This is a genomic window from Streptomyces sp. NPDC047515 (genome assembly GCF_040643055.1).
Lineage (GTDB): Bacteria > Actinomycetota > Actinomycetes > Streptomycetales > Streptomycetaceae > Streptomyces.
Window position 1 is genome coordinate 32,610 of the sequence record NZ_JBEYTM010000018.1, and the last position, 15,277, is coordinate 47,886.

Genomic DNA, 15,277 nt, shown 5'->3' on the forward strand with positions numbered 1-15,277 from the left:
TGGTCCGTGGACAAGGGGAGTTGTTCGGTGGAGAAGGAAGCAGGGCGTGAGGCCGCAGCGACGCGGCTCGGCGACCCGTGGTGCGACGAGCCTGCCTCCGGATGGGGCGAGCTGAACGGGGCAGGGAGCTTCGCTCCCGCAGGACCACCCGGGCCCGCTGACCCGCGGTGCGGCCACAGCGCGGCGGACATCTATCTGGAGGTGCAGCGCAGCGAGGCCTTCCGGGAAGTGCGCCGTCGGTACCGGCGGTTCGTCATCCCGGCCACCCTGGCCTTCCTCGTCTGGTATCTCGCCTATGTCGTCGTCGCGATCACAGAACCCGGGCTGATGGCCCGTCCGGTGGCCGGAGCGGTGAATGTCGCGATGGTCGTGGGGCTCGGGCAGTTCCTCTCGACCTTCCTGCTCACCGGGGCGTACGCACGGCACGCGCGGCTGCGCAGGGACCGGGCCGCGCTCGAATTGCGCTGGGAGACACAGGAGATGACGCGGGGGATCGGGCGTTGAACGAGAACCATGAGACGTTGGCGCTCCTGCTGTTCAGTGCCTTCATCGCAGTGACGCTCGCGATCACCACCTGGGTGAGCCGTAACCGGCACGGCTCGACCGAGGAGTTCTACGCGGGCAGCCGGTTGTTCTCCCCCATGGAGAACGGTTTCGCCATTGCCGGCGACTACATGTCGGCCGCGTCCTTCCTCGGCATCTCGGGCCTGATCGCCCTCTTCGGCTACGACGGCATGCTCTACTCGGTCGGGTTCCTCGTGGCCTGGCTCGTCGTCCTGCTCCTGGTCGCCGAACTGGTGCGCAACTGCGGCCGGTTCACACTCGCCGACGTGGTCGCGGCGCGGATGGCGGAGCGCCCGGTCCGGATCGCCGCGGGCACCTCGTCCGTGACCGTCTCCGTGCTCTATCTGGTGGCACAGATGGTGGGCGCGGGCAGTCTGGTCGCCCTGCTGCTCGGCGGTACGAGCGGCGCGGCCCGCTCCTGGACCGTCATCGGTGTCGGAGCGCTCATGGTGATCTATGTGTCGCTCGGCGGGATGCGCGCCACCACCTGGATCCAGATCGTCAAGGCCGTTCTGCTGATGGCGGGAGCGGTCGTGCTCACCGTCCTCGTCCTGGTCCACTTCCACGGCGACTTCAACGCCTTGCTCAACTCCGCGGCCGAACGGAGCGGGCACGGGAGCCGGTTCCTGTCGCCCGGTCTCCGGTACGGCGGTACCTGGACGGCACGCGTCGACTTCATCAGCCTGGGTCTGGCCCTGGTACTGGGCACGGCGGGGCTGCCGCACATCCTGTCGCGGTTCTACACCGTCCCCACGGCCCGTGCGGCCCGGCGTTCGGTCGTCTGGTCCATCGGGCTCATCGGCAGCTTCTACCTGATGACGATCGCGCTCGGATTCGGGGCGGCGGCACTGGTCGGCACGGCCGAGGTACGGGCGTCCAATCCCGCGGGGAACACTGCCGTGCCGCTGCTGGCCCTGGTGCTCGGCGGCGGCGAGGGGTCCACCGGGGGGACGATCCTGTTCGCCGTGGTCGCCGCCGTCGCGTTCGCGACCATCCTCGCCGTCGTCGCGGGGATCACCCTCGCCTCGTCCGCCTCCGTGGCCCATGACCTCTATGCCTCGCTCAGGCGTCCGGGCTCCAAGCAGTACAGCGAGGTCGCAGTGGCCCGGGTTGCCGCAGCCGGGATCGGGGTGGCCGCCATCGGGATCGGCCTGGTCGCCCAGGACCTGAATGTGGCGTTCCTGGTGGGGCTCGCCTTCGCCGTCGCCGCTTCGGCCAATCTTCCGGTGCTGCTGTACTCCCTGTTCTGGCGCGGATTCACCACACGGGGAGCAGTCTGGTCGGTCTACGGCGGGCTGATCCCGGCCGTGCTGCTCGTGCTCCTCTCCCCGGTGGTCTCCGGCAGCCCCACCTCTCTCTTCCCCGGCGTCGACTTCCAGCTCTTCCCCCTGGAGAACCCCGGCCTGGTCTCCATTCCTCTGGGCTTCCTGGCCGGCTGGATCGGAACGGTCACGTCCACCGAGCCACCCGACGCCGCCAAGCATGCGGAAACCGAGGTGCGTGCGCTGACCGGGGCCGGAGCGGTATAGCCACGCGCTCGCATCGTGCGGCCCGGGGGCTCAGGCCTGCCCGCCGGTGGACCAGGTGTAGCGGTGTTCCGGGCGGCCCGTCTCGCCGTACCGCAGCGTCAGCCTCACCCTGCCGGTCCTTTCCAGCAGCTTCAGATAGCGCTGGGCGGTCTGTCGGCTCATGCCGGCGCTTTCCGCGATCTCCTGTGCGGAGAGCGGCCCTTCGGCGCTGCGGAGCGCCTGCCTGACGAGTTCCGCAGTCGTCGGTGAGTGGCCCTTGGGCAGGTCGGGTTCGCCCGCTGCCCACAGGGCGCCGAAGAGCCTGTCCACCTTGCCCTGCTCGGCCTTGCCGCCGCGTTCAAGGGTGTGGCGCAGCGCCGCGTAGGCCTCCAGCTTGGTACGCAGCCCCGCGTAGGTGAACGGCTTCACCAGGTACTGCAGTGCGCCGTGCCGCATGGCCTCCTGAACGGTGGCGACATCGCGCGCCCGCGGTCACCATGATCACATCGGTGTGGTGGCCGAGCCTGCGCAGTTCCCGCACCATCGCCAGACCACTGCGGCTGGGCATGTGGTGGTCCAGCAGGACCAGGTCCACGCGCTGTTCCTCGATCGTGGCGAGGGCTTCGGGCGGCGGAGTGCGCCTGGGCGGTCACCCGGAACCCCGGCACCCTGGCGACATAGGCCGCGTTGACTTTGGCGACCCGGATGTCGTCGTCCACGACCAGGATCTCGATCACGGGGTCTCTCCCCCGGTGCCGGTTTTCGGTTCAGTCGGTTCCCGGTGTGTCACGTCCGGTTCCGTCATGTGCCCTTCTGCCATGTCCAGGCCTTCCATGTCCGGCCCTGTCATGTCTGGGCCTGTTCCGTCGGGGCCTGTCACGTCCGGGCCTGTTGCATCCGCGCCCGTCACGTCCGGGTCGGCGAGGGCTTCCGGTAGTACGACGGCGAACTCGGCGCCACGGTCCGCTGCCTCGCCGACAGTGACACCGCCCCCTTGCCGTTCCGCCAGCCGTCGTACCAGCGCGAGGCCCAGGCCGCGCTTGCCGTGCGCGGGGAGTTCCTTCGTCGACCACCCCTCCGTGAAGATCGCCTCGCGATGCCCGGAGGGGACCCCGGGGCCGTTGTCGCGGACCCGCAGCACCACCGTACGACCCTCGGCGCGCAGGCCCACCTCGATCAGCGGGCCATCCGTTCCGGCCGTCGAGTCCAGCGCGTTGTCCACCAGATTCCCGACGACGGTGACCAGCCCACGAGGGTCCACGAGGCAGTCCGGGAGCTGGGTTCCGGGGCGATGCGCAGGGCGACGCCGCGTTCCGCCGCGACCGTGGCCTTCCCGACCAGGAACGCGGCCAGCAGCGGGTCACGGACCTTCTCGGTGACCTGCTCGGCCGTCGCCCGGTGGACACCGACGATCTCGGTGACGTACTCCAGAGCGTCCTCGCGCATGTCCCTTTCCAGCAGCCCCAGGAGGGTGTGTATCCGGTTGGCGTGTTCGTGGTCCTGGGCCCGCAGGGCGTCGATCAGACCATGGGGGGGAGTCGAGCTCACGGCCGAGGTGTTCGAGCTCGGTGCGGTCGCGGAGGGTGGCGACGGTGCCGTCGTCGTCTGTCGGCATCCGGTTGGCGAGCAGGACCCTGGTACCCCTCACCGTCAGCAGATCGTCGCCGACCACGCGGCCGGCCAGGACATCGGCGGTCCGTCCCTCGCCGAGCACGGAGTCGAGCGGGCGTCCGGCAGCATCGGGGCGGAGCCCGAGCACCGCTGGGCCTCGTCGTTCAGCAGCCGGATGCGGCCCGTCCGGTCGAGCGCGACGACCCCTTCCCGGATGCCGTGCAGCATCGCCTCACGCTCCGTCAGCAGCGCGGAGATGTCTGAGAACGCGAGATCGTAGGTCTGCCGCTGGAGGCGCCGGGAGATCAGACAGGCGGCTCTACCGTCTTGATCGGGTTGATCGAGCCATTCGTAGGGTTGGGTCGCCCAGGGGTGCTGGGTGTGGCTATCAGGCGGCTGCCGTCTCGTGGCTTTCCTCGCTTCGCCGCCCGGCACCCCACGACGACTCGGCCGCCGATTAGGAAGTGCGAACAAGTCGCTGAGTAGAGCAATGCCGGCGAGGTCGTCCGTGGCACGAACAGTACGAACATGCACGTCAGGAGCACGATGAGCCGGATATGGGCGGGGATCGACAGCGGCAAGGGCCATCACCACGGGCTCGCTTTGGACGCCGACGGCAAGACACTGCTGTCGCGGCGGGTGGCCAACGACGAGCCCGAGCTGCTGAAGCTGATCGGTGACGTCCTGGACCTGGCCGACGGCCGTCAGGTCACGTGGGCCATCGACATGACCGGCGGGGAACCCGCGCTGCTGCTGGCCCTGCTGGTCAGCCACGGCCAGGAGGTCCTCTACATCCCCGGCCGCCTGGTCAACCGGGCATCCGACGGATACCGCGGCGAGGGCAAGACCGACGCCCGCGACGCCTACGTCATCGCCGACCAGGCCAGGATGCGCCGCGACCTGCGGCCCATCCGCCCCGGCGACGAAGCTGCCATCGAACTGCGGCTGCTGACCGGTCGCCGCGGCGACCTTGTCGAGGACCGCACCCGCTCGGTGAACCGCCTGCGCGGCACGCTGCTGGGCATGTTCCCTGCCCTGGAACGGGCCCTGGACGTGACCCACACTGGCCCGCTCAAGCTGCTGACGGGCTACCAGACCCCGGCCGCGATCCGCCGCGTCGGCGTCACGCGGCTGACCAAGTGGCTGGCCAACCGTAAGGTCCGCAACGCCAGAGCCCTCGCCGAAGCAGCCGTCGAGGCAGCCGAGCGCCAGCACACCTGCGTCCCCGGGGAGAAGACCATCGCGAAGCTGGTCCACACCCTGGCCGAGGAGGTGATGGCCCTCAACGAGCAGATTTCCGAGATGGACAAGCTCATCGAGGGCCGGTTTCGCGAGCACGAACTCGCTGACATAGTCCAGAGCGTCCCGGGCATCGGCACCGTGCTCGGTGCGGAGTTCCTTGCCGCCGTCGGCGGCAGTCTGGACGGCTTCGACTCCCCGGACGCCCTGGCGGCCTTCGCCGGCGTCGCTCCCGCACCCCGCGACTCGGGCAAGGTCAGCGGCAACCTCCACCGACCTGCCGTCTATCACCGAAGACTTCAGCGCGTCTTCTACACCTCCGCGCTCGTCAGCGTCCGGTACGACCCGAACTCGCGGGCGTTTTACGACCGCAAACGCGCCGAGGGGAAGAAGCATGTCCAAGCTGTGCTCGCCCTCGCCCGCCGACGCGTCAACGTTCTGTGGGCCCTGATCCGTGACCGACGGTGCTATCAAGTCGCACCTCCAGTGACTACGGCTGCTTGACAACAGCATTAGGAAGCGAGGGCCCCGACGGAGAGCGCCCTAGACACGCTGCGGCCAGCCGAGCCGACGCACTCTCCTGACGGTGAGCGGGTGGGGCGCTCATCGTAGGAACGGTAGAGGGCATTCCGGTGCTTTCCGAAATTCCCCCTCCCTTGCTGGTTTCTGCTCGACCAGGGCGTCATCGGCGTCTGGGCAGCAGCTGCTTCGGCGATCCGCTCGGGTGCGGAGCCGTGCGCGCCGTCGTGCCGTTCTCCATGCGGTGCGGGAACCGTTCGTGCCGTCCGACGGACTGTTCTTCGAGCCGGCATCGGTGGCGCGGGGCGCGCCACCGAGCAGTCGCTTCGCTCTGTTGCGCGCCGGCCATCAGCGTTCCGTGCTGTGCGGACCACTGGGAGACCGGGGCGGGACATCTGTGGCGGTGGGCAGCGGCTGAGGGGGCCGGGGGCCTGTGTACCGGCCGCTGGGCCGCATACGCAACGGCCGCTCCCCGTACTCCTCCAGCGCGTGCGCGATCCAGCCGGCCGTGCGAGACACGGCGAACACGGTCTCGCCCGCATCCGCGGCCATGCCGCAGGAGACCGAGAGCACGGCGAGCGCAAGATCGACATTGGCGTGCAGGGGCGCATGGCGGGCGGTCGTCGTGACCACCTCGTACGCCGCGGCGAGCGCCGGAGCCGCTTGCGGGACGTCCGCGAGCAGGGCGAACAGGGTCTGGGCCCGAGGGTCCTCGGAGAGGTAGAGGCGATGACCGAGTCCCGGCACCCTGCGTCCGGTACGGAGATGATCCGCGACCACCGGGACCGCGCTGCCCCGCTCCAGGACCTCGGTCAGCATCCGGTGTGCCAGGCCGCTCGCCGCGCCGTGCAGCGGTCCCTCCAGAACCCCGAGGCCCGCGGAGACCACCGCGTACGGATGGGCATGGGCGGACGCCGCGACCCTGGCGGCCAGCGTCGACGCCGCGAGATCGTGGTCGATCAGCAGGGTGAGGGCGGTGTTCAGTGCGGTGATCGACGGCTCGTCGGCCGGTCGGGTGGTGAGTTTCGACCACAGCCGCCGTGCCAGTTGGGCCCCGGTTCCGTCCGCCACCCCCTCGGACGCGTCACGATTCGAACGCCCGCCCGTGGCCAGGGGCAGGGCTTCCACCAGGGTCGGGATCAGGCTCCGCGCGCCGGCGAGCACCGCTTCGCGGGAGAGGTCGAAGCGGAGCGGGTCGGCCGTCGCCGCGGCGATCGCGGCCACCCGCAGCCGGTCCGTCGAGCCACTGTGCGCGGGCAGCGACTCGACTGCCCGGTGCGCCGCGGACAGCGCTTCGGCGGGTGCCGTGAAGCGGATGCCGGGCCGCAGCTCGCCGGTCCAGAGCCATTCGACGACCTCTTCGTAGGCGTACTGCCCGGCCAGTTCCGTCGCGTCGACACCGCGGAAGTAGTAGTGGTCACCCTCGATCAGGGTGATGCCGGTGCGGAAGACCAGATCGCCGGTGGCGGGGGAGGGCTCGCGTCGGCCCGTACGCCGGGCCAGCGCATCGACCTCCGCGGCGTCGAACGTGCTGCCGCGTCCGCCGGGAGCGCGTCTGCTGCTGAGCTGCCCGCGGCTGACGTACGCGTACACCGTCTCGGGTTTCACACCGAGCCGTTCGGCCGTCTCGCGGGTGCTGAGCCGCTGCGGAGCGGACGCGGCCGGGACGTCGCCGGGCGCTGCTTGATCCTTCATGTCGTCAACCGTATCCATATTGATTCAATCAACATTGACATGATTGAAGTCAATCATAGATGGTCAAATCAATATTGATGTTCGCTGGGACGTACACGGAGGAAGAGATGCAGACCATCACTGACGGAACCCCGCTCGACGTACCCCGAGGGCTTGCTGGCGTCGTCGTCACCGATACGACCCTCGGGGACGTCCGCGGGCGCGAGGGCTTCTACCACTACCGGCAGTACTCGGCGATCGAACTCGCACAGACCCGCAGCTTCGAGGACGTCTGGTACCTGATGTCCGAGGGAGAACTGCCCGATGCCGCAGCCCGCGCCGAATTCGCCGCCCGCACCGCCGCGCTGCGGCGGCTGCCCGCGGAAGTGCGGGAGGCCCTGCCCGCCATAGCCCGAGCGGGAGCCGCCTCCGGACCCCTGGCCGGTCTGCGTACCGCCCTCTCGCTCCTCGGCGCCTCGGCCGGCTTCCGGCCGGTGTACGACATCGACGCAGACCGGCGCCGCGGTGACGCCCTGACCGCCTGCGCCACCGTCCGCACCGTGCTGACGGCCCTGCACCGGCTCGGCCGGGGCCTCGAACCGGTCGAGCCGCGTGACGACCTGCCGTACGCGGCCAACTACCTGTACATGCTGACCGGTTCCGTGCCGGATGCCGCACGCGTCAGAGCCGTGGAGCAGTATCTGATCTCCACGGTCGACCACGGCTTCAACGCCTCGACCTTCACCGGCCGGGTGGTCGCCTCCACCGGCGCCGACGTCGCAGCCTGTCTGGTGGCGGCCGTCGGCGCGCTCTCCGGACCACTGCACGGCGGAGCGCCCAGTCGCGCCCTCGACACCCTGGACGCCATCGGCACCCCCGACCGCATCGACGGCTGGATCCGCCAACGGGTACGCGCCGGCGAGCGGATCATGGGATTCGGCCACCCCGTCTACCGCACCGAGGACCCCCGCTCGCGCATGCTCCGGGGCATCGCCCAGGGCTTCGGCGGCCCGCTCGTCGACTTCGCCGTCGAGGTCGAGCGGCAGGTCGAGGCGATCCTTGCCGAGCTCAAGCCGGGCCGTGAGCTGCACACCAACGTCGAGTTCTACGCCGGAGTCGTCATGGAGCTGTGCGGGCTGCCGCGCGAGATGTTCACGCCGACGTTCTGCGCGGCGCGGGTGGTCGGCTGGAGCGCCAATATCCTGGAGCAGGCGGAGGACTCGAAGATCATCCGCCCGGCGGCCCGATACGTCGGTACGCCCCCGCCGCAGCCGGTCCCGGCGCCCTGACGTCCCCGAGGAAGGTCCCCGTTGAACCCGTCGTCCCCGCCCCGCAAGCAGCAGATCCCGGTCATCGTCCTTGCGGGGTTCCTGGGATCCGGCAAGACGACGCTGCTCAACCACCTGCTCCACAACCGTGCCGGGAACCGGATCGGCGTGATCGTCAACGATTTCGGCGCCATCGAGATCGACGCCATGACGGTCTCCGGGCAGGTCGGCTCGACGGTCTCGCTGGGCAACGGATGCCTCTGCTGCGCGGTCGACGCGAGCGAGCTCGACACCTTCCTTGAGACACTGACCAGGCCCGGCGCCCGCCTCGACGTGATCGCCATCGAGGCCAGCGGACTGGCGGAGCCGCAGGAAGTCGTACGCATGATCCTTGCCAGCGACAACCCGCACATTGTGTACGGGGGGCTGGTGGAAGTCGTCGACGCCGCGGAGTTCGATGCCACCCGGCTGCGCCATCCGGAGATCGACCGCCATCTCGCAGTCGCCGATCTTGTCGTCCTGAACAAGACGGACCGGGTCGGAAGCGAGGAACAGGCCCGTATCCGCGACGTCATCGCGGCGACAGGTGCCCCGGCCGCCGGTGAAGGGGCGGGTGGCGGCGCGGCCGCCGTCATCTGTGCCACGTACGGCCGCATCGATCCCGAGCTGCTCTTCGACCCGGCGCTGCGGCCGGACTGCGAGGAGAGGGCACGCCAGCTCACCTTCGAGGATCTGCTGCTGGCGGAGCGGGCCGAGGAGGAGACGGACGGGCACGGGCATCATCTGCACACCGCCTACGAGAGCCTCTCCTTCACCGCGGCTGTCCCCATGAATCCCCGTCGGCTGATGGAGTTTCTCGACTCCAGGCCCCAGGGCCTCTACCGGATCAAGGGGTTCGTCGACTTCGGCATGGGCGACCGCGGCAACAAGTACGCCCTGCACGCGGTCGGCAGGTTCCTGCGGTTCGATCCGCAGCCCTGGACGCGCGACGAACCGCGCCTCACCCAGCTGGTGCTGATCGGCTCAGGCATCGACCCCGAGGCCCTGCACAAGGAGCTGGCCGACTGCCGCGAGAGCACGGCACCGACACCCGACGCGACGCAGGACGCCGCACATGAGCAAAGCATGTGGGGCGTCCTGCGGTACGTACAACGGCCCGACGACGAAGCCTAGCGATACCGGACCCGTCTCCGGCCCGACTCCTACACCGGGCCCGCGATCACCGCGACCGGCTTGACCAGCGGCGTCCCCGAACCATCGCGCCTCGGGTCCGGCTCCGGCAGCTCGGTCGGCGCGCCGTTCCTCTGCGCGGCGCGGGCCGGCGTCGCGCCCGCCCAGCCGAACACCAGAACATCCTCGCCCTTGAGGAACCGCTGACAACGCACCCCACCGGTGGCCCGGCCCTTGCGCGGATACTGGTCGAACGGGGTGAGCTTGCACGTCAGCACGGAGTCGTCCAGCGTGCCGTGCGAACCGGCCACCGTGAAGACCACCGCGTCCGCCGCCGGATCCACCGCCGTGAACGAGATCACCACCGCGTCGGCGACGAGCTTGATCCCCGCCATGCCTCCTGCCGGCCTTCCCTGCGGCCGCACCTGTGCCGCCGGGTAGCGCAGCAACTGCGCGTCGGACGTGATGAAGACCAGATCCTCCTCGCCCGTGCGCAGCTCGGCCGCGCCGACGATCCGGTCACCGTCCTTGAGGGTGATGACCTCCAACTCGTCCTTGTTGGCCGGGTAGTCCGGCACCACCCGCTTGACGACTCCCTGCAGGGTGCCGATCGCCAGGCCGGGGGAGGCCTCGTCGAGGGTGGTGAGGCAGACGACCTCCTCGTCGCTCTCCAGCGTGAGGAACTCCGACACCATCGCACCGCCCGAAAGGTTGGGTGCGGCGTGGGTATCCGGCAACTGGGGCAGATCGATCACCGTGAGCCGCAGCAGCCGTCCCGTCGACGTCACCACACCCACATCGCCGCGGGCCGTCGCCGGCACCGCCGAAACGATCACATCGTGCTTGGCGCGCTTGGCGTCCTCGGCGAAGACGATCGGATCGTCATGGGCGGTACGGGCCAGCAGTCCGGTCGAGGACAGCAGCACCCGGCACGGGTCGTCCGCCACCTCCAGCGACACCGAGGCGACCTGCGAACCGGCCGACTCCAGCAGCACCGTACGCCGGTCGGTACCGAACTTCTTCGCGACCGCGGCCAGTTCGGAGGAGACGAGCTTGCGCAGCTCGCTGTCCGAATCGAGGATGGCGGTCAGCTTGTCGATCTCGTCGTTGAGCCGGTCCCGCTCGCTCTCCAGCTCGATCCGGTCGAACCGGGTCAGACGGCGCAGCGGGGTGTCCAGGATGTACTGCGTCTGGGTCTCGCTCAGCGAGAAGCGCTCGATGAGCCGCTCCTTGGCCTGAGCCGAGTTGTCACTGGACCGGATGAGCCGGATGACCTCGTCGATGTCGATCAGCGCGACGAGCAGGCCCTCGACCAGATGCAGCCGGTCACGGCGCTTGCCACGGCGGAACTCGCTGCGCCGGCGCACCACGTCGAAGCGGTGGTCGAGGTAGACCTCAAGCAGCTCTTTGAGCCCCAGCGTGAGCGGCTGACCGTCGACCAGCGCCACATTGTTGATGCCGAAGGAGTCCTCCATCGGCGTCAGCTTGTACAGCTGCTCCAGCACGGCCTCCGGAACGAAGCCGTTCTTCACCTCGATGACCAGGCGCAGGCCGTGCTCGCGGTCGGTCAGGTCCTTCACGTCCGCGATGCCCTGGAGCTTCTTGGACGAGACCAGGTCCTTGATCTTGGCGATCACCTTCTCCGGCCCGACGGCGAAGGGCAGTTCGGTCACGACCAGGCCCTTGCGGCGCGCCGTCACGTTCTCCACCGAGACGGTCGAGCGGATCTTGAACGTGCCCCGCCCGCCGGCGTAGGCATCCTTGATCCCGCCCAGGCCCACGATCCGGCCACCGGTCGGCAGATCGGGGCCGGGGACGAACCGCATCAGGGTCTCCAGGTCCGCACCCGGATGCTTGATGAGATGACGGGCGGCGGCGATGACCTCGCCCAGGTTGTGCGGCGGCATATTGGTCGCCATGCCTACGGCGATCCCGGACGACCCGTTGACCAGGAGGTTCGGGTACGCGGCCGGGAGAACGGTCGGCTCCTGCTCCTGGCCGTCGTAATTCGACTGGAAAGCGACGGTGTCCTCGTCGATCGACTCCGTCATCAGTGACGTCGCGTCGGCCATCCGGCACTCGGTGTACCGCATGGCGGCCGGCGGGTCGTCGTTTCCGAGCGAGCCGAAGTTGCCGTGGCCGTCCACCAGGGGGAGCCGCATGGAGAACGGCTGTGCCAGACGGACCAACGCATCGTAGATCGACGAGTCGCCGTGCGGGTGCAACTTGCCCATGACCTCGCCCACGACACGGGCGCACTTCACGAAGCCGCGGTCGGGGCGCAGGCCCATCTCGTTCATCTGGTACACGATGCGGCGGTGCACCGGCTTCATGCCGTCACGGGCGTCCGGCAGGGCCCGTGAGTAGATCACCGAGTACGCGTACTCAAGGAAGGAGCCCTGCATTTCGTCGACGACGTCGATGTCGAGGATCTTCTCCTCGAAGTCGTCCGGCGGCGGGGTCTTCGTGCTGCGGCGGGCCATCGCTGCTGCGACTCCTTCACGGATTCTGTTCGGGCAACCTCAGGTTCTGACGCCGACCATTGTGGACCGCCGCACTGACATCGCCGACCTCGACCCGTCCCAAGAGCCGCTCCGGACCCCTGCCGGGGTGGTTTCACGACCCGTCGGGAGGGGGCACGACCCTCTTTCCCGCGAACTTCCGCGGTATGGGAACTTCGTCAGGTGTCTGTGCGCTTGCTTACAGTGGCAGGTCTCGCAGGAAATCCAGTATCGCGATCGAAGGGACGTACATGCCCATGGGTCACACGGCCACAGCCCGGGCCGGCTCCGGCGGCTTGACAGCGACCGAGCACCGTCTGGCCAACGGCCTGCGCGTGGTGCTCTCCGAGGACCATCTGACCCCGGTCGCCGCGGTCTGCCTCTGGTACGACGTCGGTTCGCGCCACGAGGTCAAGGGTCGCACCGGTCTGGCTCACCTCTTCGAGCACCTGATGTTCCAGGGCTCCGGCCAGGTCAAGGGGAACGGGCACTTCGAGCTGGTGCAGGGGGCCGGCGGTTCGCTCAACGGGACCACCAGCTTCGAGCGCACCAACTACTTCGAGACGATGCCCATGCACCAGCTGGAGCTGGCCCTCTGGCTGGAAGCCGACCGCATGGGCTCGCTGCTCGCCGCGCTCGACGAGGAGTCCATGGAGAATCAGCGGGACGTCGTCAAGAACGAGCGGCGCCAGCGCTACGACAACGTTCCCTACGGCACGGCGTTCGAGAAGCTGACGGCCCTGGCCTATCCCGAGGGCCACCCGTACCACCACACGCCGATCGGCTCGATGGCCGACCTGGACGCGGCGACCCTTGAGGACGCGCGCGCCTTCTTCCGGACGTACTACGCGCCCAACAACGCGGTGCTCTCGGTCGTCGGCGACATCGATCCTGAGCAGACGCTGGCCTGGATCGAGAAGTACTTCGGCTCCATCCCGTCCCACGACGGCAAGCAGCCGCCGCGCGACGGTACGCTCCCCGAGACCATCGGCGAGCAGCTGCGCGAAGAGGTGCACGAGGAGGTCCCGGCGCGCGCGCTGATGGCCGCCTACCGGCTGCCGCACGACGGCACCCGTGAGTGCGACGCGGCGGATCTCGCGCTGACCGTGCTCGGCGGCGGCGAGTCGTCGCGGCTGCACAACCGTCTGGTGCGCCGTGACCGTACGGCCGTGGCGGCCGGATTCGGGCTGCTGCGACTGGCCGGCGCCCCCTCGCTCGGCTGGTTGGACGTCAAGACGTCCGGCGGTGTCGAGGTGCCGCAGATCGAGGCCGCGGTCGACGAGGAGCTGGCCCGGTTCGCGGCCGAGGGCCCCACGCCCGAGGAAATGGAGCGCGCACAGGCCCAGTTGGAGCGGGAGTGGCTGGACCGGCTCGGTACGGTCGCGGGCCGCGCCGACGAACTCTGCCGGTTCGCCGTGCTGTTCGGTGACCCGCAGCTCGCCCTGACCGCGGTACAGCGGGTGCTCGACGTCACCGCGGAAGAGGTCCAGGCCGTCGCCAAGGCCCAGCTGCGCCCTGACAACCGGGCGGTGCTGGTCTACGAGCCGGTCGAATCGGCCGAGCCCGCGGACGCGGCGGACACTGATGAGACCGACGCCGACGACACCGACGCGCACGAAGGGGCGGACAAGTGACCGACGCTGCCGCGACTGGAGTTTCGATGCAGTACCACCCGCAGCCGACGCCCGGCGTCGCACGGCCCTGGGCCTTCCCCGCGCCGGAGCGCGGCGCCCTGCCCAACGGCCTCATGGTGCTGCGCTGCCACCGCCCCGGCCAGCAGGTCGTGGCGGTCGAGATCTTCCTCGACGCCCCTCTGGACGCGGAGCCCGAGGGCCTCGACGGCGTGGCCACGATCATGTCGCGGGGACTGTCCGAGGGCACCGACAAGCACACCGCCGAGGAGTTCGCCGCCGAACTGGAGCGCTGCGGCGCCACCCTCGACGCGCACGCGGACCACCCCGGAGTCCGGGTCTCCCTGGAGGTCCCGGCCTCCCGGCTGGCCAAGGCGCTCGCGCTGGTCGCCGAGGCGCTGCGGTCGCCCGCCTTCGCCGACAGCGAGATCGAACGGCTGGTGCGCAACCGGCTCGACGAGATCCCGCACGAGCAGGCCAATCCGGCCCGGCGAGCCGCGAAGCAGCTCTCCAAAGAGCTCTTCCCGGCCACGGCGCGGATGTCGCGCCCGCGCCAGGGCACCGAGGAGACGGTGGAGCGGATCGACTCGGCGGCCGTGCGTGCCTTCTTCGACGCCCATGTCAGGCCGTCCGCGGCGACCGCCGTGGTCGTCGGCGACCTCACCGGCATCGACCTCGACGCCCTGCTCGCCGACACCCTCGGCGACTGGTCGGGCGACGCCGCCGAGCCCCGTCCGGTCCCGCCGATCACCGCCGACGACACCGGCCGAGTGGTGATCGTCGACCGTCCCGGCGCGGTGCAGACGCAGCTGCTGATCGGCCGGATCGGCGCCGACCGGCACGACAGCGTGTGGCCGGCCCAGGTGCTGGGCACGTACTGCCTGGGCGGCACGCTCACCTCCCGGCTGGACCGTGTGCTGCGCGAGGAGAAGGGCTACACCTACGGCGTGCGGGCCTTTGCCCAGGTGCTGCGGTCGTCGGCCCCGGACTCCGCCTCGGGCGCGACCGGCGCCGCGATGCTCGCCATCAGCGGATCGGTGGACACGGAGTCCACCGGGCCGGCGCTGGAGGACCTGTGGACGGTCCTGCGGACCCTGGCGGCCGAGGGGCTGACCGATGAAGAGCTCGAGACGGCCGTGCAGAATCTCGTGGGCGTCGCACCGCTGAAGTTCGAGACGGCGGCCTCCGTCGCGGGCACTCTGGCAGATCAGGTCGAGCAGCACCTCCCGGACGACTACCAGGCACAGCTGTACGCCCGGCTCGCGGAGACCGGCACGGTCGAGGCGACTGCGGCGGTGGTCAACGCCTTCCCGGGAGACCGGCTCGTCACGGTCCTCGTCGGTGACGCCGCGCGGATCGAGGAGCCGGTCCGCGCACTGGGCATCGGAGAGGTGTCGGTGGTCGCCGGCTGACCGTCGTCGTACCCCGTTGCGGATGCCGGACGGCCGACCCGGTGCGGGTGCGACCGGCCGGCCGCCCGGTCGCGTGTGACAGATCACCGGTCGACTGTCACGTTCGATCGGACACCGGCGGAGCTCCCGGTCGCACGGGTCGGCACGGCGGAGCAGGTCGCACCGGCTGAGTGCCGGTCG

General features: G+C 69.8%; 9 protein-coding genes and 2 pseudogenes. 7 read left to right on the forward strand and 4 right to left on the reverse strand.

Annotated features, from left to right (window positions below; translation table 11 throughout):
* Positions 1-27 precede the first annotated feature (27 nt).
* Together ABZ826_RS17315 and ABZ826_RS17320 are read left to right on the forward strand one after the other, a co-directional pair.
* Positions 28-504 carry a DUF485 domain-containing protein gene (locus tag ABZ826_RS17315; RefSeq protein ID WP_361448168.1) on the forward strand — a complete coding sequence of 159 codons (477 nt, stop codon included), beginning with the start codon at positions 28-30 and terminating at the stop codon, positions 502-504.
* A complete protein-coding gene (locus ABZ826_RS17320) occupies positions 501-2,093 on the forward strand; it encodes a cation acetate symporter (RefSeq protein WP_361448171.1) in 1,593 nt (530 codons plus the stop codon). Before ABZ826_RS17315 ends, ABZ826_RS17320 begins: the two co-directional genes overlap by 4 nt.
* A gap of 30 nt (positions 2,094-2,123) precedes the next feature.
* Here the strand turns inward: ABZ826_RS17320 and ABZ826_RS17325 are convergent.
* Positions 2,124-2,809 (reverse strand): annotated as a pseudogene (locus ABZ826_RS17325) (response regulator).
* A pseudogene (locus tag ABZ826_RS17330) lies at positions 2,806-4,001 on the reverse strand (ATP-binding protein); the annotation flags it as partial. The pseudogenes ABZ826_RS17325 and ABZ826_RS17330, both read right to left, overlap by 4 nt.
* Before the next feature lie 228 nt (positions 4,002-4,229).
* Here ABZ826_RS17330 and ABZ826_RS17335 point away from each other — a divergent pair.
* Positions 4,230-5,426, forward strand: coding sequence for an IS110 family transposase (locus ABZ826_RS17335; protein ID WP_361448174.1), 1,197 nt, complete (start codon positions 4,230-4,232; stop codon positions 5,424-5,426).
* A 363-nt stretch (positions 5,427-5,789) separates the two neighbouring features.
* Here the strand turns inward: ABZ826_RS17335 and ABZ826_RS17340 are convergent, their stop codons facing one another.
* Positions 5,790-7,136, reverse strand: coding sequence for a citrate synthase (locus ABZ826_RS17340; protein ID WP_361448177.1), 1,347 nt, complete (start codon positions 7,134-7,136; stop codon positions 5,790-5,792).
* Between the two features lie 107 nt (positions 7,137-7,243).
* On the opposite strand from ABZ826_RS17340, the gene ABZ826_RS17345 reads away from it, so the two are divergent.
* Both ABZ826_RS17345 and ABZ826_RS17350 read left to right on the forward strand, forming a co-directional pair.
* A complete protein-coding gene (locus ABZ826_RS17345; protein WP_361448180.1) occupies positions 7,244-8,404 on the forward strand; it encodes a citrate synthase/methylcitrate synthase in 1,161 nt (386 codons plus the stop codon).
* A gap of 21 nt (positions 8,405-8,425) precedes the next feature.
* Positions 8,426-9,556 carry a GTP-binding protein gene (locus ABZ826_RS17350; RefSeq protein ID WP_361448183.1) on the forward strand — a complete coding sequence of 377 codons (1,131 nt, stop codon included), beginning with the start codon at positions 8,426-8,428 and terminating at the stop codon, positions 9,554-9,556.
* Between the two features lie 29 nt (positions 9,557-9,585).
* On the opposite strand, the gene ABZ826_RS17355 is transcribed toward ABZ826_RS17350, so the two are convergent.
* Entirely contained in the window at positions 9,586-12,036 is a 2,451-nt protein-coding gene (locus ABZ826_RS17355; protein WP_361448186.1) for a DNA topoisomerase IV subunit A, read from the reverse strand.
* Positions 12,037-12,305: 269 nt separating this feature from the next.
* Between ABZ826_RS17355 and ABZ826_RS17360 the strand changes: the two genes are divergently transcribed.
* Complete coding sequence (locus tag ABZ826_RS17360; RefSeq protein ID WP_361448189.1) at positions 12,306-13,688, forward strand: pitrilysin family protein; 1,383 nt, start codon at positions 12,306-12,308, stop codon at positions 13,686-13,688.
* A gap of 26 nt (positions 13,689-13,714) precedes the next feature.
* Positions 13,715-15,097: a pitrilysin family protein gene (locus tag ABZ826_RS17365; RefSeq protein ID WP_361448403.1), complete on the forward strand. Its 1,383-nt coding sequence runs from the start codon at positions 13,715-13,717 to the stop codon at positions 15,095-15,097.
* Positions 15,098-15,277: the final 180 nt, after the last annotated feature.